This is a genomic window from Paenarthrobacter sp. NCHU4564, assembly GCF_052156435.1.
Taxonomy (GTDB): Bacteria; Actinomycetota; Actinomycetes; order Actinomycetales; family Micrococcaceae; genus Arthrobacter.
The window spans coordinates 41,852-64,805 of sequence record NZ_JBQLIS010000025.1; the positions used below are offsets into that span (position 1 = coordinate 41,852).

General features: G+C 64.0%; 23 protein-coding genes, 1 tRNA gene and 1 pseudogene. 15 read left to right on the forward strand and 10 right to left on the reverse strand.

Features of this window, described 5'->3' with window-relative positions; translation table 11 throughout:
* Window positions 1–2: 2 nt before the first annotated feature.
* The 3 genes from ACSVIE_RS19055 to ACSVIE_RS19065 all read right to left on the reverse strand — a co-directional run bounded on the left by ACSVIE_RS19055 (window position 3) and on the right by ACSVIE_RS19065 (window position 2,721).
* On the reverse strand, window positions 3–1,043 hold the full coding sequence (locus tag ACSVIE_RS19055) for a hemolysin family protein (protein WP_442424861.1): 1,041 nt from the start codon (window positions 1,041–1,043) through the stop codon (window positions 3–5).
* Entirely contained in the window at window positions 1,036–2,394 is a 1,359-nt protein-coding gene (locus ACSVIE_RS19060; RefSeq protein ID WP_442424862.1) for a hemolysin family protein, read from the reverse strand. Before ACSVIE_RS19060 ends, ACSVIE_RS19055 begins: the two co-directional genes overlap by 8 nt.
* Window positions 2,395–2,648: 254 nt before the next feature.
* A tRNA-Thr gene (locus tag ACSVIE_RS19065) sits at window positions 2,649–2,721 on the reverse strand.
* Window positions 2,722–2,934: 213 nt separating this feature from the next.
* Between ACSVIE_RS19065 and ACSVIE_RS19070 the strand changes: the two genes are divergently transcribed.
* Window positions 2,935–3,666: an HAD family hydrolase gene (locus ACSVIE_RS19070; RefSeq protein ID WP_442424863.1), complete on the forward strand. Its 732-nt coding sequence runs from the start codon at window positions 2,935–2,937 to the stop codon at window positions 3,664–3,666.
* A gap of 15 nt (window positions 3,667–3,681) precedes the next feature.
* On the opposite strand, the gene ACSVIE_RS19075 is transcribed toward ACSVIE_RS19070, so the two are convergent.
* The 3 genes from ACSVIE_RS19075 to tmk are packed head-to-tail and all read right to left on the reverse strand — an operon-like array spanning window position 3,682 to window position 7,120.
* Window positions 3,682–5,307 carry an alpha/beta hydrolase gene (locus ACSVIE_RS19075; RefSeq protein WP_442424864.1) on the reverse strand — a complete coding sequence of 542 codons (1,626 nt, stop codon included), beginning with the start codon at window positions 5,305–5,307 and terminating at the stop codon, window positions 3,682–3,684.
* An 8-nt stretch (window positions 5,308–5,315) separates the two neighbouring features.
* Entirely contained in the window at window positions 5,316–6,467 is a 1,152-nt protein-coding gene (locus ACSVIE_RS19080; RefSeq protein WP_426006062.1) for a DNA polymerase III subunit delta', read from the reverse strand.
* Window positions 6,464–7,120: a dTMP kinase gene (tmk, locus tag ACSVIE_RS19085; RefSeq protein WP_426006063.1), complete on the reverse strand. Its 657-nt coding sequence runs from the start codon at window positions 7,118–7,120 to the stop codon at window positions 6,464–6,466. The genes ACSVIE_RS19080 and tmk overlap by 4 nt, the downstream gene beginning before the upstream one ends.
* Window positions 7,121–7,193: 73 nt before the next feature.
* Between tmk and ACSVIE_RS19090 the strand changes: the two genes are divergently transcribed.
* Both ACSVIE_RS19090 and ACSVIE_RS19095 read left to right on the forward strand, forming a co-directional pair.
* Complete coding sequence (locus tag ACSVIE_RS19090; RefSeq protein ID WP_442424865.1) at window positions 7,194–8,378, forward strand: trans-sulfuration enzyme family protein; 1,185 nt, start codon at window positions 7,194–7,196, stop codon at window positions 8,376–8,378.
* Between the two features lie 10 nt (window positions 8,379–8,388).
* Window positions 8,389–8,730 (forward strand): DUF2516 family protein, encoded by a 342-nt coding sequence (locus ACSVIE_RS19095; RefSeq protein WP_426006065.1) that lies wholly within the window; start codon window positions 8,389–8,391, stop codon window positions 8,728–8,730.
* A gap of 53 nt (window positions 8,731–8,783) precedes the next feature.
* Here the strand turns inward: ACSVIE_RS19095 and ACSVIE_RS19100 are convergent, their stop codons facing one another.
* Window positions 8,784–9,617: a class I SAM-dependent methyltransferase gene (locus ACSVIE_RS19100; RefSeq protein WP_426006066.1), complete on the reverse strand. Its 834-nt coding sequence runs from the start codon at window positions 9,615–9,617 to the stop codon at window positions 8,784–8,786.
* 242 nt (window positions 9,618–9,859) lie between these two features.
* Between ACSVIE_RS19100 and ACSVIE_RS19105 the strand changes: the two genes are divergently transcribed.
* Entirely contained in the window at window positions 9,860–10,606 is a 747-nt protein-coding gene (locus ACSVIE_RS19105; RefSeq protein WP_426006067.1) for a phosphoglyceromutase, read from the forward strand.
* Between the two features lie 64 nt (window positions 10,607–10,670).
* Here ACSVIE_RS19105 and phoU read toward each other — a convergent pair whose 3' ends face one another.
* Window positions 10,671–11,324, reverse strand: a complete 654-nt coding sequence (phoU, locus tag ACSVIE_RS19110; RefSeq protein ID WP_426006068.1) for a phosphate signaling complex protein PhoU — start codon at window positions 11,322–11,324, stop codon at window positions 10,671–10,673.
* A gap of 198 nt (window positions 11,325–11,522) precedes the next feature.
* Here phoU and ACSVIE_RS19115 point away from each other — a divergent pair, with 198 nt between their 5' ends.
* Complete coding sequence (locus ACSVIE_RS19115) at window positions 11,523–12,782, forward strand: sensor histidine kinase (protein WP_442424872.1); 1,260 nt, start codon at window positions 11,523–11,525, stop codon at window positions 12,780–12,782.
* Window positions 12,779–13,459 (forward strand): winged helix-turn-helix domain-containing protein, encoded by a 681-nt coding sequence (locus tag ACSVIE_RS19120; protein ID WP_426006069.1) that lies wholly within the window; start codon window positions 12,779–12,781, stop codon window positions 13,457–13,459. Before ACSVIE_RS19115 ends, ACSVIE_RS19120 begins: the two co-directional genes overlap by 4 nt.
* An 81-nt stretch (window positions 13,460–13,540) precedes the next feature.
* On the opposite strand, the gene ACSVIE_RS19125 is transcribed toward ACSVIE_RS19120, so the two are convergent.
* A complete protein-coding gene (locus ACSVIE_RS19125) occupies window positions 13,541–14,077 on the reverse strand; it encodes a hypothetical protein (RefSeq protein ID WP_426007485.1) in 537 nt (178 codons plus the stop codon).
* Window positions 14,078–14,370: 293 nt separating this feature from the next.
* Between ACSVIE_RS19125 and ACSVIE_RS19130 the strand changes: the two genes are divergently transcribed.
* The 6 genes from ACSVIE_RS19130 (at window position 14,371) to rlmB (ending at window position 19,157) form a co-directional block, all read left to right on the forward strand.
* Entirely contained in the window at window positions 14,371–14,853 is a 483-nt protein-coding gene (locus ACSVIE_RS19130; RefSeq protein ID WP_237429851.1) for a CarD family transcriptional regulator, read from the forward strand.
* Between the two features lie 66 nt (window positions 14,854–14,919).
* Window positions 14,920–15,702 carry a 2-C-methyl-D-erythritol 4-phosphate cytidylyltransferase gene (gene ispD / locus ACSVIE_RS19135; RefSeq protein ID WP_426006070.1) on the forward strand — a complete coding sequence of 261 codons (783 nt, stop codon included), beginning with the start codon at window positions 14,920–14,922 and terminating at the stop codon, window positions 15,700–15,702.
* Window positions 15,702–16,226, forward strand: a complete 525-nt coding sequence (gene ispF / locus ACSVIE_RS19140) for a 2-C-methyl-D-erythritol 2,4-cyclodiphosphate synthase (protein ID WP_442424866.1) — start codon at window positions 15,702–15,704, stop codon at window positions 16,224–16,226. Before ispD ends, ispF begins: the two co-directional genes overlap by 1 nt.
* Window positions 16,219–16,560, forward strand: a complete 342-nt coding sequence (locus tag ACSVIE_RS19145) for a hypothetical protein (protein WP_426006072.1) — start codon at window positions 16,219–16,221, stop codon at window positions 16,558–16,560. The genes ispF and ACSVIE_RS19145 overlap by 8 nt, the downstream gene beginning before the upstream one ends.
* A gap of 35 nt (window positions 16,561–16,595) precedes the next feature.
* Window positions 16,596–18,074, forward strand: a complete 1,479-nt coding sequence (gene cysS / locus ACSVIE_RS19150) for a cysteine--tRNA ligase (RefSeq protein ID WP_442424867.1) — start codon at window positions 16,596–16,598, stop codon at window positions 18,072–18,074.
* A 90-nt stretch (window positions 18,075–18,164) separates the two neighbouring features.
* On the forward strand, window positions 18,165–19,157 hold the full coding sequence (rlmB, locus tag ACSVIE_RS19155) for a 23S rRNA (guanosine(2251)-2'-O)-methyltransferase RlmB (RefSeq protein ID WP_426006074.1): 993 nt from the start codon (window positions 18,165–18,167) through the stop codon (window positions 19,155–19,157).
* A gap of 271 nt (window positions 19,158–19,428) precedes the next feature.
* Here the strand turns inward: rlmB and ACSVIE_RS19160 are convergent, their stop codons facing one another.
* Window positions 19,429–20,238: a carbon-nitrogen hydrolase family protein gene (locus tag ACSVIE_RS19160; RefSeq protein ID WP_442424868.1), complete on the reverse strand. Its 810-nt coding sequence runs from the start codon at window positions 20,236–20,238 to the stop codon at window positions 19,429–19,431.
* Window positions 20,239–20,359: 121 nt separating this feature from the next.
* Here ACSVIE_RS19160 and glgX point away from each other — a divergent pair, with 121 nt between their 5' ends.
* The 3 genes and pseudogenes from glgX to ACSVIE_RS19175 form a co-directional block, all read left to right on the forward strand.
* The gene (gene glgX, locus ACSVIE_RS19165; protein WP_442424869.1) at window positions 20,360–22,474 is read left to right on the forward strand and encodes a glycogen debranching protein GlgX; all 2,115 of its coding nucleotides are present in this window, start codon (window positions 20,360–20,362) and stop codon (window positions 22,472–22,474) included.
* Between the two features lie 87 nt (window positions 22,475–22,561).
* Window positions 22,562–22,651: pseudogene (locus ACSVIE_RS19170) on the forward strand (ribonuclease domain-containing protein); the annotation flags it as partial.
* A gap of 6 nt (window positions 22,652–22,657) precedes the next feature.
* The coding region (locus ACSVIE_RS19175) for a barstar family protein (RefSeq protein ID WP_442424870.1) at window positions 22,658–22,954 on the forward strand (297 nt) is incomplete at its 3' end.

The window sequence follows — 22,954 nt, forward strand, 5'->3', positions numbered from 1 at the left end:
TATCAGGCGCTCGTCACGTCCTGGACTTCACCGACCAGCTCTTCGATGATGTCCTCAAGGAACAGCATGCCGGTGGTGGCACCTTCGGAGTTGAAAACGCGGGCCACGTGCGAACCGCTGCGGCGCATGGAAGCCAAAGCATCCTCAAGTTCGCTTCCCACGTACACCGAGGCGAGGCGACGGATCCGTTTCTCGGGTACCGGTCGGTTGAACTTCTCCGGTGTCGTCAGGTCCATGACGTCCTTCAAATGGAGATACCCGGACGGCTCTCCGTTCGCGTCGGTCAGGATGTACCGGGAGTAGCCGTGTTCCGCGACCGTCCTTCGGATGTCCGCCGGCGAAGCCGTAGCGGGCAGGAGCACCATGTTGGCGATCGGCACTTCAACGTCACCCACGGTCTTGGCCGTGAACTCGAAGGCCGCAGTCAACGTTCCACTGGTGTCATTCAACGTACCTACACGCGTGGACTGCTCAACGATGTTGGCCACTTCGTCCAGCGTGTAGGCGCTGGTGGCCTCGTCCTTCGGCTCCACCCGTAAGAGGCGGAGCACCGAGTTGGCGATCCCGTTCAGGGTCCAGATCACGGGCTTGAAGATCCTGGCCACGAGGACCAGCGGGGGAGCGAGTATCAGGGCTGCCCGGGTCGGCACGGAGAAGGAAATGTTCTTCGGGACCATCTCTCCGACGACCACGTGCAGGAACGTCACCAGCAGCAAGGCCACCACGAATGCGATGATGCCAATGGCCTCCGCCGGAAGTGACGTCAGCCCAAGCGGGATCTCCAACAGGTGATGGATGGCAGGTTCGGAGACGTTAAGGATCACCAGGGAACACACGGTGATGCCCAGCTGGCTGGTTGCCAGCATGAGGGTGGCGTGTTCCATGGCCCACAGGGTCGTCTTTGCGGCCTTGCTGCCGGCCTCGGCCTTGGGCTCGATCTGTGAACGACGGGCCGAGATCACAGCGAACTCGGCGCCAACAAAGAAGCCGTTGACCACCAGCAGGATCACCAGCCAGATGATGCCGGGAAGGTACTCACTCATGGCCGAGCTCCTCGGAGATCTTGTCAACGATCTGGTCGTGTCTGCTGGTTTCTACCGCGTCGGGATCCGGCGTGAAACGGATCCGTCCCAACTGGGCGCCCGCTACGCGTTCCACACGAAGGACGCCTCCGGAGACGGCAACTTCGTCGCCGAGCTCCGGCACGCGGTCCAACTGGTCGGACATGAAACCGGCGACGGTGTCGTACTCATCGCCTTCCGGAACCACAATGCCCGTCCGGTCGAGCAGTTCATCGGGCCTCAACGAGGCATCAAAGGTAATGGATCGGCCAACACGGACCACACCGGCGCGGGCACGGTCGTGTTCGTCTTCGAGTTCGCCCACGATTTCTTCCACCAGGTCTTCGAGGGTGACGATTCCCGCGGTTCCGCCGTGCTCGTCCGAGACGATGGCCACCTGCAGGCCCTGCTTGCGCAGCAGAACCAGCAAAGCGTCCACGTCCTTTGACTCAGGTACATACAGCGGTTCGGTCATCAGGTCCGTGGCGGTCACTGCTTCACGCCGGTCCAACGGAACGGCGAAGGCCTGCTTCACGTGCAGGACACCCAGAACCTCGTCCCGGTCCCTGCCAATCACCGGGAACCTCGAGAACCCAGTGGCTGATGCGAGGGCTACGATCTCCGCCGCCGTGTCATCAGCGTCCACGGCAACCATCCGAATACGCGGTGTCATGACGTCACCGGCAGTGTGCTCAGAGAAACGGAGGGTCCTGTTCAGCAGTTCGGCGTGGTCCTGGTCCAGCAGGCCTTCAGTCGCAGAACGGCGTACCAGCGATGAAAGTTCTTCTGCCGAGCGGGCGCCGGAAAGCTCTTCCTTCGGCTCAATGCCGAAGGAACGGATGATCTTGTTGGCAGTGTTGTTGAACAGCAGGATCGCCGGCTTGAACACCGCGGTGAACAGGGCCTGGAAGGGAACTACAACCTTGGCAGTTGCCAAAGGCAGTGCCAGCGCAAAGTTCTTGGGAACCAGCTCGCCGATCACCATGGAGAACACGGTTGCGACGAAGATGCCCACCACGGCACCGACCCCGGGAACCAAGGCTGCGGGCAGGCCCAGCGATTGCAAGGGTCCGCTGAGCATGCTGCTGATGGCTGGCTCGAAGGTGTATCCGGTGAGCAGCGTGGTCAAAGTGATACCGAGCTGCGCGCCGGAGAGGTGCGTGGAGGTGATTTTCAGGGCCTTGATGGTTGGCCCCAGCCGCTTTTCGCCGCGGGCTTGGCGTGCCTCCAATTCAGCGCGGTCAAGATTGACCAGCGCGAACTCGGAAGCAACAAAGAATCCGGTGCCGACAGTGAGGACAAGGCCTATGCCGAGCATGATCCACTCATACATTCGGGCGCCCCTCTCCCGTGGAAACCGGCAGTCCGGTCAATGAGCAGAGGGGCCTGGGCATATGTGAAGGAGGGTCATCCATAGTGTGGCCCAGTCTACCGGGTGACCGTCCGCCGTCGGACGCTTGTGCGCCGGAGGCTGAAACCGGAACCTGCCGGCAAGGCTGAACGTTGTGCGCCGGACTGCGGCGTTGAAGCGCGACGGCAGGAAAAGCAGAACCCCCGGAAATCCGCAGATTTCCGGGGGTTCAACCGAGCTTCCTATCAGAATCGAACTGATGACCTTTTCATTACGAGTGAAACGCTCTACCGACTGAGCTAAGGAAGCACCGCGTCCATCTACCGGTTTCCCGGGCGATCACGCAAGACATAACTGTAATGGAGGCACTGCGCCGCGGTCAAAACGACGGCGAAGGCGGCCGTTGCGGGGATGTTCACCCGGTTGTCGGGCCGGGTTCAGGCCGGCTTCTCCCTGCCGCCGCAAGCTGTGGGGAATCAAACCGTCGCCGGGTAGCCGGCACACACTCAAAGGGGCCGCGCAATGACCGGGGAAGCATCGATCAGGGACACCATTACAGGGCCGAACCGGTTGAGGCTGGCAGTCGTGGACATGGTGGGCACCACCATCACCGACGACGGCCGAACAGAACGGGCCATGTCACGCGCGCTCGTGGAACATGGCATCGAGCCCGGAAGCGCCCGTTTTGAAAGCATGCTCGGCTATGCCCGGGACACCATGGGGTTCTCCAAGCTGACGGTATTCGGCCATCTTTTTGAGGACCCAGCGACAGCTGCCAGCGCCAACAAGGTCTTCGAGGGCGCCTACGACGAGATGATCGATGATGGTGGCGTCCGGCCCATTCCAGGCGCCGAAGAAGCGATCGTGTGGATGCGTGAATCCGGGATGCAGGTCTGCCTTGCCACTGGTTTTGGCCGCCACACGCAAAACATGGTGCTTGAGTCCCTGGGGTGGATGGGCCTGGCCGACCTTAGCCTTTGCCCTGCAGACGCCGGCCGGGGGAGGCCGTACCCGGACATGATCCTTACCGCTGTCCTGGCCCTGGACCTGGACGATGTCCGCGAAGTTGCAGTGGTGGGCGACACGAGTTCGGACATGCTGTCCGGCGTCCGTTCCGGGGCCTCACTGATGGCCGGTGTCCTCACTGGTTCCCACTCGGAGGCGACGCTCCGCGCTGCAGGCGCCACCGCCGTCGTGGATTCCATCAAGCAGCTCCCGCTCCTGCTGGAGAAGCACGAGGCCCGGCACTTCTGAGTTGCCGCTAAGCGGCTAGCACTGCAGCCCGTCCTGCGGCAGCTTGCCGTCAACAAAGTAATCGTCGACGGCGGTGCTGACGCAGGTGTTGGAGCGCCCGTAGGCTGTGTGCCCCTCACCCTCCCAGGTGACCAAGGCAGCGTTGTCCAGCTGCTTCCGGAGCGACTGCGACCATTCGAGGGGGGTCGCTGGGTCGCCCGTGGTGCCGATGACCACGATCGGTTCCGAACCCGTGTACTCCACGGGTGCGGGCGTCCGCTTGGGCTGGTAAGGCCAATCCTGGCAATTGATGCCGCCGTAGGCGAAGTAGGAGCCAAACGTGGGGGACTCCTGCTTCAGCCGTGCTTCTTCGGCCCGCATCGCTGCTGTGTCCGACACCATCGGGTAGTCCAGGCAGTTGATGGCGTTGAATGCGAAGGCCGAGTTGGAGGTGTACTTGCCGGACTGGTCGCGGTCGGCTCCGAGGTCGGCGATGCGCAGCATCTGGGAGACGTCACCGGAGAAGGCACTCTCCAGCGCCTGGGTGAGGGCAGGCCAGCTCTGGTCGTCGTAGAGCGGCAAGTACATGCCGTTGACGAACTCCGACCCTGTGACCAGGCGGCCGTCCTTGGCCGTTTGAGGATTCTGCTCCACGGCGTTGATCAGTTCCCGGATTTCCTGGATGCCGTTGTCCACGGAACCGCTGAGCGGGCACTGGTTCTGGCTTTGGCAGCTGGCGACGTAGGCGCGCAGTGCCTTCTCGAAGGCCCGTGCCTGCCCGGCGGTGAGTTCCTCGTTGCTGATGGAGGGATCCACGGCACCGTCCAGCACCAGCCGGCCTACGTTGTCCGGGAAGAGGGTCGCGTAGGTCGATCCCAGGAACGTGCCGTAGGAGTAGCCCAGGTAATTGAGTTTGGCGTCGTTGACCACGGCCCGCAGAATGTCCAGGTCCTTGGCTGCGCTCACGGTGTCGATTTCGCCCAGCACCGGGCCGGTCTTTTCCGCACATTTATCCGCCACGGACTTGTTGAAGGCCAGGGCATCGGCCAAGCCGGCGTCGGTTTCCTTGCGGAAAACCATCTCGCGGGCGGCGTCCCTTTCCGAATCGGTCAGGCACGTGACGGGGGACGAGCGCTTGACGCCCCGCGGGTCGAAGCCCACCACGTCGAAGTTGGTGCGCAGTTTCTGCGTGAAGTGGGTGTTGCCGGCGTCCTTGACGAAATCGACGCCGGACCCGCCAGGTCCGCCGGGATTGACCAGCACGGACCCCTTTTTGGTCCCTGTGCTGGTCATCTTGATGGCGGCGAGCTCGATGTCCGCGGAGTCGGGGTCGTCGTAGTCCATGGGTATCTGGATGGTGGCGCATTGCATGCCGCCTTCGCAGGAGCTCCATTCCACGGTCTGGGAGTAGTACTTCTCCAGGCCTTCAGGCGCCGATGCCGCGATGGACGGGTCCACCGTGCTGGTGGTGGGTTTGGCTGTGGGCTGCGGAAGGAACGGCAACGAGCAGGCACTCAGGACCAGCATGGAAGCGATGGCAAGGCACAGCGCCGCGAACCCCCGCCGTGTGCCCCTTCTGACGGCGGCGTCGGAGCCCGCGAGCTGCTGGTCGGACCGGTCCCTTGACGGGGCACCGGCAGGCCGGCGGGGTGCGGACATCATGCGTTCTCCTATTGCTGGATCAGGCTGGTTGCCATGGACTCGACCGCCAGGAGCGGCGCCACGTTGCTGGTAGTGATTCGGACACGGGCTGTGTTGATGGCATCCATCCGCGCCAGGGTGGTTTCCGGCGTGGAACGACCGGCGAACTCTTCGAGCTCACTCTTGAGCTCAACGTTGACCAGTTCCACGGCGTTCCCCAGCTGGATGATCAGCACGTCCCTGTAGAACGACAACAGATCGGTCAGCGTCCTGTCCAGCGAGTCCGTGATGGAACGCTTGGCGCGGCGCTTTTGGTCGTCCTCAAGCTGTTTGACCTGGCTGCGCATTGACGGGGGAAGCGTCCCGGAATCGGGAGCCCCCAAACTGGCCAGCAGGGCTGCTTTCTCTGCGGCGTCGCGTTCCTCGTTGGAGCTGTTGGCCTCATCGGTGGCGATTTTCACCAGTTTCTCCGCCATCATGACGGCAGCGGTGACACCCCGGAGTCCCAACGGGATGCGCACAGTCTCCAGGCGTCGCTCCCTGGCATCGGCGTCCCGGGCAAGCCGGCGGGCGATCCCGATGTGGCTTTGGGCTGCCCGCGCTGCCCGGTCGGCCAGTTGGGGGTCCACGCCGTCGCGCCGCACCAGCAGGGCTGCGACGTCAGAGGCCGGCGGAAGGCGCAAACTGACGGGCCGGCACCGGGACCGGATGGTGACCAGCACATCCGCGGGGGAGGGGGCGCACAGCATCCAGATGGTCCGGGGCGTGGGTTCTTCGATGGCTTTGAGCAGCACGTTGGTGGTGCGCTCGGCCATACGGTCCGCATCTTCGACGACGATGATCCTCCAACGGCCCGTGGAGGGCCGGTCACCGGCTTTGGACACGAGTTCGCGGGCTTCGTCGATGGTGATGGTGACCTTTTCCGTCCGCACGAAGGTCACGTCGGAGTGGGTTTCACCAAGGATGGTGTGGCAGGCTGCGCACTCACCGCAGCCGCGCAGGGTGACGTCGTCCTGTTCGCAGTTCAACGCAGCCGCGAATGCTTTGGCAGCGTTGGAGCGGCCGGACCCGGGCGGACCCGTGAACAGCCACGCATGCGTCAGCCCGGTTTCCCCTTGCGCCGCCTGCTGGAGCTGCGCCACCACGGGAGCCTGGCCCTGGAGGTCGTCCCAAACAGTCACCGGCGATCGCCCACGGGTTGGTTCAGCAGCGACTCCACCCGCTCCAGGATCCGGGTGGCCAGGGCGTCGATCCCTTGGTTGGCCGGCAGCACCAGGTAGCGTGCCGGTTCCTGGTCTGCGAGGTCGAGGAACGCTTTGCGGATGGCAAGGTGGAAATCGTCAGGCTCCGATTCCAACCGGTCTTCGGTGGCGTCGCCCGCCGTGCGGCGCTGGCGGCCGTGTGAAGGTTCGACGTCGAGCAGCACCGTGAGGTCAGGACGCAGGCCTTCCGTGGCCCACTGGTTAAGGGAAAGAACTTCAGCGGCCCCCAGGCCCCGTCCCGCGCCCTGGTACGCCACGGACGAGTCGATGTAACGGTCGGTGATGACAATCGTTCCGGCAGCCAGCGAGGGCCGGATGACCTGGCTGGCGTGGGCTGCACGGGCAGCTGCGAACATGAGGGCTTCGGTGCGTGCGTCGATGGTTCCGTGGCCATGGTCCAGGACAAGGGATCGCAGCTTTTCGCCGATAGGCGTGCCGCCGGGTTCCCGGGTCCGCAGCACGGAAAGCCCGCGTGCCTCCAGGGCGTCGAAGAGCCGGGCGGCCTGGGTGGACTTGCCTGCTCCGTCCCCGCCTTCAAAAGCGATGAAAAGACCTGGGCTCTGAATACTCACCTGACTAGCCTACCGATCACGTGCCCACGTCATCTCTTTCATCCACAACCCGCAGCGCGGCTACGCTGAAACCATGAGCCTCCCGGACCAGCATGCTGCGGATCTGTCCCCTGAAACCGTTGTGGTGGCCGCAGGCCGCCCCGAGCGCGCACATGATGAACCGGTCAATCCGCCGATCGTCCTGTCCTCCACATACTTCGGAACGGGACCCCTCGGCGACGGGGACCGCGGCTACGGACGATACGCGAACCCCACGTGGGATCCGTTCGAGGACGCCCTGGCCAAGCTCGAAGGCGCCACGCTCCCTGGGTTGCTCTATGCCTCGGGCCTGGCCGCGGTCAGTTCGGCCCTGTCCCTGGTGCCTGCCGGTGGTGTCGTGGTCATGCCGTCGCACAGTTACGCGGGTTCGCTGGTGATGGCCACCGAGCTGGCGGAGAAGGGCTTCCTGGAGCTCCGCACTGTGGACATCACGGACACGGAAGCGGTGAAGGCGCTCATTTCCCCGGAAAGCGGCAAGCCCGCGGACATGCTGTGGCTGGAGAGCCCCACGAACCCCATGCTCGGGATCGCCGACGTCCGCGCACTCACCGACGCCGCACACGCCGTGGGCGCAGTGGTGGTGACGGACAATACGTTCTCCACGCCGTTGGTGCAGCAGCCCCTGAACCTGGGTTCCGACGTCGTTCTTCACTCGGTGACCAAGTACCTGGCCGGACATTCAGACGTCGTCCTCGGCGCCCTGGTCACCTCCAATCCTGACCTGCGGGCCAGCCTGCTTCATCACCGGATCATCCACGGCGGCATTGCGGGACCGTTCGAATCATGGCTGGCGCTGCGTGGGCTGCGGACCTTGGCGCTGAGGATTGAGCGGTCGCAGGCTTCTGCCGCTGTCCTTGCCGAGCGACTGGGCACCCATCCGCGCGTGGAAGTCATCCGTTACCCGGGCCTGGCATCGGACCCCGGCCACGAGCGGGCGAAGGTCCAGATGAAGGGCTTCGGCTCCATCCTCTGCATCCAGATTGCCGGGGACGACGCCCGTACTGGCGCCGAAGCGGCCGATCAACTGGTGGCCGCGTTGCGGCTGTGGCTGCCCGCAACGTCCCTGGGTGGCGTGGAGTCCCTGATTGAACGCCGACGGCGGCACACGGCCGAGCCGCTCAGCGTTCCGGAGAATCTGGTCCGCCTGAGCGTGGGCATCGAGAACGTCGAGGACCTTTGGTCGGACCTGGAGCAAGCGCTCAAGCAGTTGGACGGTTAGGCTAAAGGGCGTGGACGGAAAATTCTTGATCGCGATTGTCACCAACGCGGTCTACTTCATCCTTGGCTTGGTGGCCCTCGCACTGGAGATCTGGGCCTTCGCTGACTGCCTGCGGCACAGGCCTTCGCTCTTCGTCGCCGCATCCAAGCGCACCAAGACGTTCTGGCTAGCCCTCACCGGCATCGCTTTCGCGATCGGTGCCTTGACGGTCCTGACCGGCGGCAGCGGCCTTGGGTTGTTCGGCATCGCCGCAGTCACGGCAGCATGTGTCTACTTGGCTGACGTCCGCCCCGCACTCCGGGAGGCCGGCAGTGGCGGCAACCGCAACGTGGGTCCCTACGGCCCCTGGTAAACCGCGTTTCGGGCCGGTGGCCCTGGTAAACCGCGTTTCCGGCCGCTGGACCGTCAACCCGCGGCCTGGCCCGGTGCCACCGCGTCCCAGGCCACTGTCACTTCACCCAAACGCCACCGCGACGGCCCGTCCTGAAGCGGCCATCCGGCGTCGCGCAGTGAACGGCACATGGCCGTCCACCGCTGCCGGTTCCCGAAAGACGCCAGTGGCGCCGCCTCCAGCCAGGCCTTGTCCATGGCCTGCAGGAAAGTGTGGATGGGCTCACCGGGAACGTTGCGATGGATCAACGCCTTGGGAAGCCGCTCCGCTACATCGGAGGGAACATCGAAACTTCCGAAGCGGACGGACAAGCTGAGGCTCAGCGGCCGTTCGTGGTCCAAAGCTACCCAGGTGACCCGGCGTCCGATCTCGTCGCAGGTGCCGTCGATGAACAGCCCGCCCGGTGCCAACCGGGACTGGACCAGTTGCCAGATGGCGGCGACGTCCGTCTCCTCATACTGGCGCAGCACGTTGAAAGCCCTGACCAGGACGGGTTGCCCGGCAATCGGAATCTCGAATCCGCCCACGTGGAAGCTCAAGCCAGGACGCTCCAGGGCTTTGGCATTGCGGACCCGTTCCGGCTCGATCTCGATGCCGCACACGCGCACGTCGGGGCGCACCGCCTGCAGACGCTCAAAGAGTTCGACCGCGGTGGCCGGCGACGCGCCGTAGCCAAGGTCCACTACCAAGGGCTCGACGGCGGTGCGGAGCCGCCACGCCTGCGGACCTGCAAGCCACCTGTCCAGACGTCGCATGCGGTTGGGATTCGTGGTGCCGCGGGTGATGTTGCCGACCGGTTTGCCGCTTCGACTGCGGGCCGGGCTTACCCGTTCAGCTTTCTGTACCACGGCCCCAACCTTATCCTGCAGTGGTTACGGGTGCGGCGTGTGTACGTTCAGCGTGGCCGGCGCACCCTTTGCCGCCTTCCGCCCCCGCGGTTACGGGTGCGCTTAGCGGGAACGGGTGCGGTGTGTGTGCACACGGGGTGCGCTCAGCGGGAACGGGCGCGGCCCGCGTACCGCCCCGGCCGAGTACGTCGGCAAACGTAACGCCCGGCAGGGAATCGGACCCCTCGGCTAGGATGAAAACCATGACTTACAAGCTGATTCTGCTGCGCCACGGCCACAGCGAATGGAACGCAAAGAACCTGTTCACCGGCTGGGTGGACGTTGACCTGAACGACCAAGGCCGCAAGGAAGCAGTACGCGGCGGTGAGCTCCTGGTGGAGAACAACATCCTCCCGGATGTCCTCTACACCTCGCTCCTCAAGCGGGCCATCAACACGGCCAACATCGCCTTGGACAAGGCCGACCGCGGCTGGATCCCGGTCAAGCGCGACTGGCGCCTCAACGAACGCCACTACGGGGCGCTCCAGGGCAAGGACAAGGCCCAGACGCTCGCCGAATTCGGCGAAGAGCAGTTCATGGAATGGCGCCGCAGCTACGACACCCCGCCGCCGCCCCTGTCCGACGACAGCGAGTTCTCCCAGGCCAACGACGTCCGCTACAAGGACCTCGGCGACGCCCTGCCGCGCACCGAATGCCTCAAGGACGTCCTGGTCCGCTTGCTCCCGTACTGGGAATCGGACATCAAGGAAGACCTCAAGGCCGGCAAGACCGTCCTGGTTACCGCCCACGGCAACTCGCTGCGGGCACTGGTGAAGCATCTGGACGGCATCAGCGACGACGCCATCGCTTCGCTGAACATTCCTACGGGCATCCCGCTGGTTTATGAACTGGACGAGGACTTCAAGCCCGTCACCGCCGGTGGAACCTACCTGGACCCCGACGCCGCGGCCGAAGCCATCCTCGCCGTCGCCAACCAGGGCAAAAAGTAGTACCAATGACGGCGGCCGGGTCACCTTGCGTGACCCGGCCGCCGTCGTATTTAACTTGCTTGGGTTAGAAGCCCTCGGGCTGCCATTCGCCGGTCACCAGGTAGGTGACCTTGCGCGCTACGGAGACGCCGTGATCGGCGAAACGCTCGAAGTAACGGCTGGCAAGGGCTACGTCCACGGTTGTGGAGGCGGATTCGTTCCACTCCGGGGCGGCAATGGCCTTGAAGACGCTGAGGTGGAGGTCGTCCACGGCGATGTTGATCTTCAGGATGTCCCGCGCAACCTCAAGGTTGCGGGTCTCCAGGAGCTCGATCACCTTGGCGGTGATGTCGATGTCGTGCTGGGCCATGGCCTTGAAGGTCTGGGTCAGCGACGCGGGAATGACGGTGGCGGGGTAGCGGAGGCGGGCCAGCTGCGCCACGTGGCGGGCCAGGTCACCCATGCGCTCCAGCGAAGCGCTCATCCGGAGCGAACCGACGATCATGCGGAGGTCGCTGGCTACCGGACCCTGGAGCGCCAGGATATCGATGGCGCGCTCGTCCAGGCTGTTCTGGAGGAAATCGATGCGGGCGTCGGCAGCGATGACGTCCTGGGCCAGATCGACATCGGCGCCCTCGAAGGCAGTGGTGGCCTTCGTGATGGCTTCGTGGACGAGCTTGGAGATCTCGATGAGGTCGTCACCTACCTGGGTGAGCTCCTCTTGAAAAACCTTGCGCACTAAGGCGTCCTTTCTTTGGAAATCCGGTTCCCGCGGCGGGCGGTGGATTTCAGACCATTGGCAATCCAACCAGTAACTTTGACAGCCAACCGTGAACGGTTGCGCATCTTTAGATGAACGTTAGTTGAACCGCCCGCGTTTGGCATGGAATCCATGCTTTGTCCTGTTTCCAGAGCATAAGCTGGACAGGTGGATCCGTTGCTCATAGGTGTCGTGGCAGGCCTGGTTGGCCTGTCCCTTGGCGTCTTTGGCATGCTCGCGTTCCGCATCAGTGAACGGCAGCGCCGGATCGTTGACCTGGATGTCACCGAACCGCTGCTTCCCGAGGGCGCGGCCGAAGTCCTGTCCGTGGTAGGCAGGGCGTTCGTGGTGGTGGATGCCATTGACGGCGTCGTGCGGGCCAGCCCTGCCGCCTATGCGTATGGCCTGGTGCGTGGCCACACCGTTGTCCACAAACAGCTTCTGGACATGACAGCGAAGGTCCGCCGCGATGGCGTGATCCTGGAAGAACAGTACGAGCTGCCCCGCGGACCCTTGGGCAAGGGCGCCATTGTGGTCCAGGTCAGGGCAGCGATGCTCGGCCAGGAATACATCGTGCTGCTGGCAGACGACCGCACGGAAATTACCCGTACCGAGGAAATCCGTAACGACTTCGTGGCCAACGTCTCCCATGAACTCAAGACGCCTGTGGGGGCGATTTCCCTGCTGGCCGAGGCGCTGGAGGCATCTCCCGACGACGAGGATGCCGTCCGGAGATTCGCCAAGCGCATGCACAAGGAGTCCGGCCGCCTGGCTGCGCTGGTGCAGGACATCATCGAACTTTCCCGGTTGCAGGGCGCCAACGTGGCACAGCAGGGCCTGCCCGTGGACATCAACGGAGTCATCACGGAGGCCGTGGACCGCTCCCAGCTTCCGGCCGAAAGCAAGAACATCCAGATCGTGGTGGGCGGACACTCGGAGGCCATGGTGTTCGGGGACCGGGATCTCCTGGTCACCGCCTTGCGCAACCTGATCGACAACGCCATCCGGTACTCGCCGGACAATACCCGCGTAGGGGTGGGGGTCCGCAGCAAAGAGGGCGTGGTGGCTATCTCGGTCACCGACCAGGGCGAGGGCCTCACTCCCGAAGACCAGGAACGCGTCTTTGAGCGCTTCTACAGGGTGGATGCTGCCCGGTCCAGGCACACCGGCGGAACCGGGCTGGGCCTGAGCATCGTCAAGCACGTGGTCTCCAACCATGGCGGCGAGGTGACCGTCTGGTCGCAGCCGGGCCAGGGATCGACGTTCACCATCCGCTTGCCGGAGATGGAAGGGCAGGATGACGACGGCGGGACGCCGGCTTCGGCCCACACCGCACCGGCCGCCTCAGAACTCTCGGCGGCCCCGGCCGCCAATGAACCCCGGGCGATTCACACCAAGGGCGCACCGGGCGCCCAAGAACAAGGAGCCAGCGCTTGAGCCGGATTTTGATAGTGGAGGACGAAGAGTCCTTCAGCGACCCCCTGTCCTACCTCCTGGGCAAAGAGGGTTTTGACGTCGAGGTAGTGGACAACGGCAGCGACGCACTGGTGGAGTTTGACCGCAATGGAGCCGACCTCGTGCTGCTGGACCTCCAGTTGCCGGGAACCCCGGGCACCGAGGTGTGCCGCCAGTTGCGCCAGCGTTCCAGTGTGCCGGTGATCATGCTGACGGCCAAGGATTCCGAAATCGACAAGGTGGTAGGCCTGGAGCTCGGCGCCGACGACTACGTCACCAAGCCGTACTCGTCCCGCGAACTGGTTGCCCGGGTGCGGGCAGTCCTGCGCCGGCAGGGTGAGCCGGAGGAACTGATCACCTCGACCGTGCAGGCCGGTCCCGTGCGGATGGACATCGAGCGCCATGTGGTCAGCGTTAACGGTGAACAGGTGTCCCTGCCCCTGAAGGAGTTCGAGCTGCTGGAAATGCTGCTGCGCAACTCTGGCCGGGTCCTGACCAGGGGCCAGCTGATCGACCGGGTTTGGGGCTCCGATTACGTGGGCGACACCAAGACTTTGGACGTTCATGTCAAGCGGCTGCGCAGCAAGGTGGAGCCCGATCCCTCGGCCCCCCGTTACCTGGTAACCGTGCGCGGCCTGGGCTACAAGTTCGAGCCGTAGGCGTCCCAAGCTACAACAAAAGGAAGGGTTCCGCCGCGGCGGAACCCTTCCTTTTGTTGGTGTGCCTGGTGGGGCCGGTCCTTAGTGGCCGGCTGCCGCGGACTCCGTGGAGGTTGCGGTGGAGGACGGCGTGGCCGTCGGGCTCGGGGTGGTAGGCAGGTATTCCTGGTATTCGGGAAGCGTGCCGTCAACAACGGGGACGTTGACCGTGGCGGAATCCGATCCGCTGCGGATAGTCACTGGGGTGAGACCGCCGGGGATGGTGCCTGCCGTGCTGAGGATCGCGGCGTCGGCGCCGGTGTTCAGGTAGGTCTCGGAGTTGGCCTTGACCGGGATCTCGGTCTGTGCGCCGTTCGCGCCGTTGATGGTCAGCGTGGCGTCGGAGCTGCCGTTGTTGAACACGGCGCCGATGACACGGCCGGGCTCGTTCTCTCCCGAAGCGACGATCAGGATGTTGCGCAGCTGCAGCTGGCCGAGATCTGCCTTGATCCCGTCCGAAGCCGAGTACTGGTGGTTGGTCTGCTGGGCGTTGACGAAGCCACAGCCGGTAACGGACAGAAGGCCGACGCCGATTGCAGCCGCCGCAATCGCCAGCTTGCCGCGCTGGACAGTGTTCATCGCAGAATTGCGCACGACACCTACTCCTCAAGAGTCATTGGAAAACTTTTCAGCCATAGCCTATCGGCAAAGAGGCCGAAACAAGGATTCGGGAAGCCTTTGTGGCGGACGCAACGAGGGAGGACCAGCCTGTCAGGTGGTTGCTCCAAGCATCTTTCAGGGTTTTCGTCAAGGGGTGGTTTGTGACCCCATGAGGCCTGTTTCCCTTTATTTACGCGGCAGGAGTGGCCCCTCGATGCCAGTCGTATGCCTTAATCGTGATAGACTAGTCTGCGGGAAAGGGGAAAGTCCACATGGTTTTTGAGGTCGGCGAGACAGTAGTTTACCCTCACCACGGTGCAGCAAAAATTGAGGAAATCAAGATGCGCATCATCAAGGGCGAAGAGAAGATGTATCTCAAGCTCAAGGTGGCTCAGGGTGATCTGACCATTGAAGTTCCAGCAGAGAACGTTGACCTTGTTGGGGTCAGGGACGTAGTGGGCAAGGAAGGCCTGGAGCACGTATTTGACGTACTCCGCGCTGAGTTCACTGAAGAACCCACCAACTGGTCACGTCGTTACAAGGCAAACCTGGAGAAGCTTGCTTCGGGCGATGTCATCAAGGTGGCGGAGGTCGTCCGCGATCTTTGGCGCCGTGATCACGATCGCGGCCTTTCCGCAGGCGAGAAGCGCATGCTGGCCAAGGCACGGCAGATTCTGATTTCGGAACTTGCCCTGGCTGAAAAGACAGATGAAGAGAAGGCAGCGAGCGTTCTCGACGAAGTCTTGGCTTCCTAAGAATTGATCCCCGGCGGTGCGAAAGCGCCGCCGGGTTTCTTTTTGCCACAAAGTACGCTTGTCAGCATGAGTAACCCTACGCAGCGTTCCGTCACGGCTGTGGTCATTGTCGCCGCCGGTTCCGGTGAACGCCTCGGCTATGGCAAGCCCAAGGCCTTGGTCCCTTTGGGTGGCGAAGCCATCCTGATGCACGCCCTGCGCGGAGTGGTCGCGGCGGATGTCGCCCGCCAGATCTGCATCGCCGTGCCTAAGGGCGATACGGAACTGCGCGAGCTCATAGCCGATTTCACCGTCGAGTTGGTGGACGGCGGACCTGAGGTGACGGTGGTCGACGGCGGACGCACCCGTGCGGATTCCGTCCGGGCAGCACTGGCTGCCCTGGAGGACGGAACGGAGGCCGTGCTGGTCCATGATGCTGCACGTGCGCTCACTCCGGAGCGCGTGTTCCAGCGCGTCTCCGAAGCCCTCGCTTCCGGTGCGAAAGCCGTCATTCCAGCCATGCCCGTAGTGGACACCATCAAAACCGTGAAGGCCACCGACGATTCCGACACCCGGATCGCCCCTGAAGTCGTCACGGGAACTGCGCCCAGGGAAGAGCTCCGGGCTGTCCAGACTCCACAGGGTTTTGATGTGGCTACCCTGCGCCGCGCCCATGACGCCGCCGGCATGTTCGACGACAAGCAGTCCGCGGCGGTCACCGACGACGCCATGCTGGTGGAACTCCAGGGGGTGCCGGTCCATGTTGTGCGCGGTGCCAGCCAGTCCCTGAAGATCACCACGCCGCTTGACCTGATCATTGCCGAAGGGCTGCTCGAAGGTCCCCTGGGCATCAGGTGGGTGGAAGGCTGATGGCTGGAGCCGGAATGATTCTTCCGCGGACCGGCATCGGGGTGGATGTGCACGCTTTCGCGCCGGCGGATGACCCTTGTCCCCTGTGGTTGGGCGGCCTGTTGTGGGAAGGCGAACAGGGGCTTTCCGGACACTCCGACGGCGACTGTGTGGCCCATGCCGCGGCCGACGCCCTCTTTTCAGCGTGCGGAATCGGTGATCTTGGCACGCACTTCGGAACGGACCGCCCTGAGTACGCAGGCGCCTCCGGTGTGACGCTTCTTCGGGCAGCGGCAAGGATCGTCCGTGACGCCGGTTTTGAGATCGGCAACGTTGCCGTGCAGTTCGTGGCCAACAGGCCCAAGTTCGGACCCCGGCGGGAGGAATCGCAGCGGGTGCTGTCCGAAGCCGCGGGAGCGCAGGTCAGCGTCACGGCAACCACCAGCGACGGACTGGGATTCACCGGACGTGGCGAAGGAATTTCCGCTGTGGCAACGGCTTTGGTCTATCCGGTTCCTGCCCGTGAAGGCGCGCCGGATGCGTAAGCCGGGTGCCGGCGTCGTCCTTGCCGCAGCGGTGGCCACCGCGCTCCTGCTGGGCGGTTGCTCAAGCCAGCAGAGGATGGACGTCGAGGCCAGTTGCGCGTTCCTGGACCAGGACGACTTCAAGCCCGACGGCAACCAGCAGCAGCAGTCCAAGCAACTCGCGGCGCACTACCACGGGATCGCCGGCAAGCTGGCCCCGGAAATCGGGGACCCCATCAAGGAGATGGCAGCCATCATGGACGAGGCGGCGGCGTCGTCCCTGGGTGCGGCCACCAAGGACCAGCAGCAAAGACTCACCGTGCAGTTCAACAAAGTGGGGGAGTACTGCAAGTAGGCAGTCCATGCCGCGTCATCGGCTAATCTGGAGCGGTGACCTTGCGCTTTTATGACACCGCCTCCGCTGAAGTCCGCGACTTCGTTCCCCTCGAACAAGGCAAAGCGAGCGTGTACTACTGCGGGGCCACGGTACAGGGCATGCCGCACGTGGGGCACGTCCGTTCCGCCATCGCTTTCGACCAGCTCACCCGGTGGCTCGAATTCCGTGGGCTGAAGGTCACGGTGGTCCGCAATGTCACGGATATCGACGACAAAATCCTGGCCAAGTCGGAGCAGTCCTTCGGGCCGGACTGGGCCTCGGAGCCGAACGCCCGGCAGGACGAAGAGTGGTGGGCCTTGGCCTACCGTTACGAGCAGGAATTCCAGAAAGCCTACGGGTCCCTTGGGGTCCAGCGGCCAACCTACGAACCGCGCGCCACAGGACACATCCCCGAGATGCACGGCCTGATCCAGCGACTCATTGACCGGGGCCACGCCTACCCCGCCCCCGATGGTTCCGGGGATGTCTACTTCGACGTCCGCTCGTGGAGCAAGTACGGCTCGCTGACGCGCCAAAACATTGACGACATGCAGGGCGCCACGGACGTCGAAGCCCAATTCATCAGCAGGAAGCGCGATCCCCGGGACTTCGCGCTCTGGAAGGGCTACAAGGACGGGGAACCGGAAACCGCCAAGTGGGACTCGCCCTGGGGTGCCGGCAGGCCTGGATGGCACCTGGAGTGCTCCGCCATGGTCACCAAATACCTGGGCTCAAAATTCGACATCCACGGTGGGGGACTGGATCTCCGCTTCCCGCACCACGAAAATGAGATGGCCCAGTCCCAGGCAGCCGGCGACGACTTCGCCAACTTCTGGATGCACAACGGCATGGTCACGTACGAGGGCGAAAAGATGTCCAAATCCGTGGGCAACACCGTCAGCCCAGCCGAGATGCTGGAACTGGCGTCGCCGCGGGTGGTCCGGTATTACCTCGGCCAGGCACACTACCGCTCAGTGCTCGATTACCGGCCCACGTCCCTGCAGGAGGCTGCCGCCGCCGTTGCCCGCATCGATGGCTTCATCGCCAAGGCCACGGCCAAAGTGAAGCACGATATGGGGGGTCCCGCGGCATACGCGGTGGCTCCGCAGGCGAACATGCCGGCTGCATTTGCCGCTGCCATGGATGATGACCTCAACGTCCCCCAGGCCCTCGGTGTGTTGCACGAAACGGTCCGGGCGGGCAACACCGCACTGGCTTCCGGCGACCTTGAGGCAGCCAAGCAGGCGTTGTACAGCGTGAACGCCATGACCAGCGTCCTCGGCCTCGACTCCGTGAGGCAGCCCGACGCAGTCCAGGGCCGCGAGCATGCCGCGCTGGAAGTCCTGGTGGAGTCCCAGCTCGAGGCCCGCGCTGCTGCCAGGGCGGCCAAGGACTGGTCCGCATCCGACGCCATCCGGGATACTCTGGCGGCTGCGGGGGTCGTGGTGGAGGACGGTGCAGAGGGCGCCACGTGGAGCCTGAAACGCGACTGATTCCTCCGTGAATCCCCGGCCCGCCAGCCGAATTGCATGGGGTCAGTAGACTGGATTGCAGACTCATCAACTTCAAGCAAGGTGGAAACAATGGCCAACCACGGTCGCCCGGGTGCAATCCGCAAGAAAAAGAAGGGTGCCACCGTCGGTACCGGAGGCCACGGCCGCAAGGCACTGGAAGGCAAGGGACCCACGCCCAAGGCGGAGGACCGCGTCTACCACAAGGCCCACAAGAACAAGCAGCTCGCTGAGCGCTCGGCCGCCAAGCGCGGTACCGGCCGCCTCGCCGCGGGCCGCAGTTCCGGTCCCAAGGGCCGCGCCACCGAAGAGTTCGTCACCGGCCGCAACTCGGTTGTTGAAGCGCTGCGCGCCGGTGTGCCCGCCAAGGCCCTGCACGTGGCCATCCGCATTGAGATGGACGACCGCGTCAAGGAATCGCTGAAGATCGCGACCGAGCGCGGCATCCCGCTGCTCGAAACCGGTAAGCCCGAGCTGGACCGCATGACCGAAGACGCTGTCCACCAGGGTCTCGTCCTGCAGATCCCGCCGTATGAGTACCAGGACGCCTACGACCTCGCCGAGGAAACCGTAGCCAAGTGGAAGAAGGGGCACATCGGCAACGCCCCGCTCTTCGTCGCGCTCGACGGCATCACCGACCCCCGCAACCTCGGTGCGATCATCCGCTCTGTCTCCGCCTTCAGCGGCCATGGCGTCATCGTTCCCGAGCGCCGCTCAGTGGGCGTTACGGCAGCGGCCTGGAAGACCAGCGCCGGTGCGGCCGTCCGTGTCCCGGTGGCCCGTGCATCGAACCTCAACAACGCGCTCAAGCAGTTCAAGGACATGGGTATCTTTGTGCTCGGCCTCGATGGCGGCGGCGACGTCTCACTGCCGGACCTCACTGTGGCCACGGAACCCGTATGCATCGTGGTGGGTTCCGAAGGCAAGGGCCTGAGCCGCCTGGTCCGTGAGAACTGCGACCAGATTGTGTCGATTCCGATCGACTCGGCCATGGAATCTCTTAACGCCTCCATGGCCGTGGGCATTTCCCTGTACGAAGTGTCGCGCCAGCGCGTTGCACAGTAGTCCTCGCTAACGCTCTGCGGTCGCCTGGCGACCGCTCTCTCACATAAACCCGGCTTTTGGCGAACGCTCTCTCACATAAATCCGGCTTTTGGCGAACGCTCTCTCACATAAACCCGGCTTTTGGCGAACGCTCTCTCACTTCCTCCCGGGAGGTGAGAGAGCGTCGGCCGGAAAGGGGATTTAGGTGAGAGAGCGTCGGCAGGAAAGGGGACTTAGGTGAGAGAGCGTCGGCAGGAAAGGGGATTTAGGTGAGAGAGCGTCGGGGGAGGGACTAGAAGTCGCGGCGGTTGGCAAGGACCGGGAGCTTCTGGCGGGCATCATCCACCACGGAGGCGTCGAGGTCCGCGAAGATCAGCCCGGGCTCACCTTGGAGTCCTTCCATAACCTGGCCAAAGGGGGACACGACGGCGGAGTACCCGACTCCCGTGGGCGCCGCGCCTTTGGTTTCGATGCCCTGGGTGGCCGGATCACCTTGCCCGCACGCCAGGACGAACGTGGTGGTATCAACGGCGCGGGCACGGGCCAGTAGCTGCCACTGATCGGCTTTCCCCGGGCCGGCGCCCCATGAAGCTGACACGATATTGACCACGGCGCCACGTTGGGCGTTGGCCGTGAACAAGGCCGGGAAACGGATGTCGTAACACGTGGCCAAACCGAAGGTGAGGCCACCGGCGTCGAACGTTACCGGCGCTGTACCGGCTTCAACGGTGTCCGATTCCGCAAAGCCGAACGCGTCGAAAAGGTGGATCTTGTCATAGCTGGCCTCGACGCCGGGACCGGTGGCCAGGAGCGTGTTGCGCACGCGCGGCTTGCCGGATTCGGAGGCAGTACCCGGCGTGAACATGCCGGTAACGATCACCAGGTCCAGTTCGGCAGCCAAGTCCCGCACGCGGGAGGCCCATGGGCCGTCCAACGGTTCGGCGATGTCCACCAGGGAGTTGCCGAAAGCGCGCATCATCGCCTCCGGGAAAACCACCAGCTCCGCTCCGCCCTCTTTGGCTTTCCGGGCGTATTCCTCAAGGATCCGCAGGTTCTTCTGCAGGTCCCGGCCGGTAATGACTTGAGCAAGTGCCACGCGCACGGTTGTTCCTCCTGTTGTTCCACTCCAACCTAGGGCACGTTGTCCAAAAGAGACACCGTGTATGTCGTCACACGGCGCACTGTGGCCGCACTTACTCGTCGTGGAACTAAACTTGCAAGCAATGGTTATGCCTATTTTGGACACAGCGGCCACCACGGATGCCTCGCGTCCCCGGCCCCTCGGACTGAGCGCACCCCGGCCCGGGCAGTTCGGTGAGCCCGACGCCCGGGACGGCCAGGTCAACGTCGCGGTATTCGCACCCGACCTGGACCGTGTTGAGGTTGCGTACCAGGCGCCCGGTGATGGCTGGCGCGTCCACACACTGCCCAACGTGGAGGACGGCGTCCATTTCGGCATCGTCGGCGGCATGCCGCCCGGCACACGCTACGGCTTCCGCGCGGCTCCCTCTGAGGGGGGCCTTCCCCTCTCGGTCCCCTCCCTGGATTTTGACGACGACGGCGGACAACCCCTCCTGCTCGATCCATACGGACGCGCCGTGGACCAGCGGGGCGAATTCCTGACCAGTGTGCACGTGGCTACCGGATTCGATTGGGGCGACGACCAACCCCCGAACACTCCGATGCGGAGCACCGTCATCTATGAGGCCCACGTCCGCGGCCAGACAATGCTCCATCCGGACATCCCCCAGCACTTGCGGGGAACGTATGCCGGAATGGCCCACCCGGTGATGATCCAGCATCTCACCGAGCTCGGCATTACCGCAGTGCAGCTGCTGCCGATCCACTTTCACCAGGACGAAGCCCACCTCCAGGACCTCGGCCTGACCAACTACTGGGGCTACAACACCGCGGCATTCTTTGCCCCGCACTCCGACTATGCAACGGAGGCTGCCCGCAATGCCGGGCCGCACGCGGTGCAGGACGAACTCAAGGGCATGATCAAGCTGCTGCACGCGGCCGGCATTGAAGTCCTCCTGGACGTGGTCTACAACCACACCGCCGAAGCCGGTCCCGACGGTCCGCCCACCAGCTTCCGGGGCCTCGCGGAAAAGCGGTACTACCGGTACGACGCCCACGGCCGCTACCTGGACACCACTGGTTGCGGTAATACCTTGGACTTCAGCGATCCCGTGGTGGTCGACCTTGCCCTCGACTCCCTGCGGTACTGGGTCAACGACTTCCACGTGGATGGCTTCCGCTTCGACCTCGCTGTCACGCTGTGCCGGGATTCCGGAAACCAGTTCGACCCGCACCACCCGTTCCTGACGGCCATTGCCGAGGACCCCGTGCTTTCCAGGGTCAAGCTGATCGCCGAGCCGTGGGACGTGGGGTACGGTGGCTGGCAGACCGGCCGTTTCCCGGAGGGCTGGGCAGATTGGAACGACCACTTCCGGGACGGCGTGCGGCGTTTCTGGCTGTCGGACCGCGCAGCGATCGAGGCCGGCGGGCAGGGTGGCTCCATCGCATCCCTTGCTGAACTCATGGCAGGGTCGCAGGGGCTGTTCGCCCCGTCCGGGCGGACCCGTTTGGCATCGGTCAACTTCGTCACGGCCCACGACGGCTTCACGTTGAAGGATCTGGTCAGCTACGACCGAAAGCACAATGAGGCCAACGGCGAACAGAACCGTGACGGCCACGGCGACAACCGCAGCTACAACCACGGCGTTGAGGGCCGCAGCGAAAACGAAACGATCGTAGCTGCCCGTGCGCTGTCCGTACGCAACCTCATGGCCACCCTGCTGTTATCCATCGGCGTGCCCATGATGACCGCAGGTGACGAACTTGGCCGCACCCAGCACGGGAACAACAACGCCTACTGCCAGGACAATCCCACTGCCTGGCTGGACTGGAGTTGGCCACAGGAGGCCGTGTCCATGTTCAGGACCACCCGGGAGTTGGTGCGCCTGCGCCGGTGGTTCCTGCGTCACCAGCCGGAGGACTTCCCGGAGACAGCCAACAATTCCAGCCTCCAGTGGTTCGACGACAAGGGCAAGCGGATGACGCCGGTGCACTGGAACGATCCCAACGTCCGCACCGTGCAGCTCCTGATGGGCCATGAAGACAGTGAGGTCCGGGGCCTGGTGGTAGTCAACGGAAGCAACCAGGATCTTAGGATGGTGCTGCCGGACATCCCCAGCGACAGGGGAACCGGTAAACGCATGTTTGAGCTTCGATTCACCACCTCCGTGCTGCATGAACGCCGGAAGGGTGCCTTGGTGGCTGCAGGGGAGCGGGACATCCTTCACGCCAACACCATCAACATCTACCGCACCTGACCACCCGGAGCAGCAGGAAGGGACCCATGAAAAGCAGCGGGTGGCGGCCTGCTGGCATCCGGCACCACCAGCCAGAGCCCCAAGTGAGCCCGGCGGATCGTGGTCGGCAAGGACGGCGCCAAGTACTACACACCGGACCACTACGAGTCGTTCTCGTTCATTGTCGAAGGCAGGTAGGAGCCCATGAAGATCTACTCAGCAGACACCTGGACCCTGGAGGAACTGCAGGCACAGGTGGCCGACGCCGGACGCAGGACCATCCTGGTGCCGCCAGCTGAAACCAAGAAGGCGGTCCTGGAAGTGTTCGGCCAGGTGCTCGATTTCCCCGAGTACTACGGCGTCAACCTGGATGCCCTGAACGACTCCCTGCACGACTTCGCCGATTCCCTGTCCGACGACGGCGACGGTCCGGTCACCATGATCTGGCAGGTTCCGGCGGCCTACCGTACGGACAGATCCTTTGGCGTAGTGTGCGAAATA

What these genes read in the sequence shown, in the direction of transcription:
- ACSVIE_RS19055 (WP_442424861.1), bottom strand. Translation starts at nt 1,043, where the DNA reads ATGAGTGAGTACCTTCCCGGCATCATCTGGCTGGTGATCCTGCTGGTG.
- ispD (WP_426006070.1), top strand. Translation starts at nt 14,920, where the DNA reads ATGAGTAACCCTACGCAGCGTTCCGTCACGGCTGTGGTCATTGTCGCC.
- ACSVIE_RS19125 (WP_426007485.1), bottom strand. Translation starts at nt 14,077, where the DNA reads ATGAACACTGTCCAGCGCGGCAAGCTGGCGATTGCGGCGGCTGCAATC.
- ACSVIE_RS19130 (WP_237429851.1), top strand. Translation starts at nt 14,371, where the DNA reads ATGGTTTTTGAGGTCGGCGAGACAGTAGTTTACCCTCACCACGGTGCA.
- ACSVIE_RS19105 (WP_426006067.1), top strand. Translation starts at nt 9,860, where the DNA reads ATGACTTACAAGCTGATTCTGCTGCGCCACGGCCACAGCGAATGGAAC.
- ACSVIE_RS19060 (WP_442424862.1), bottom strand. Translation starts at nt 2,394, where the DNA reads ATGTATGAGTGGATCATGCTCGGCATAGGCCTTGTCCTCACTGTCGGC.
- glgX (WP_442424869.1), top strand. Translation starts at nt 20,360, where the DNA reads ATGGTTATGCCTATTTTGGACACAGCGGCCACCACGGATGCCTCGCGT.
- ACSVIE_RS19090 (WP_442424865.1), top strand. Translation starts at nt 7,194, where the DNA reads ATGAGCCTCCCGGACCAGCATGCTGCGGATCTGTCCCCTGAAACCGTT.
- ACSVIE_RS19070 (WP_442424863.1), top strand. Translation starts at nt 2,935, where the DNA reads ATGACCGGGGAAGCATCGATCAGGGACACCATTACAGGGCCGAACCGG.
- ACSVIE_RS19145 (WP_426006072.1), top strand. Translation starts at nt 16,219, where the DNA reads ATGCGTAAGCCGGGTGCCGGCGTCGTCCTTGCCGCAGCGGTGGCCACC.
- ispF (WP_442424866.1), top strand. Translation starts at nt 15,702, where the DNA reads ATGGCTGGAGCCGGAATGATTCTTCCGCGGACCGGCATCGGGGTGGAT.
- ACSVIE_RS19075 (WP_442424864.1), bottom strand. Translation starts at nt 5,307, where the DNA reads ATGATGTCCGCACCCCGCCGGCCTGCCGGTGCCCCGTCAAGGGACCGG.
- rlmB (WP_426006074.1), top strand. Translation starts at nt 18,165, where the DNA reads ATGGCCAACCACGGTCGCCCGGGTGCAATCCGCAAGAAAAAGAAGGGT.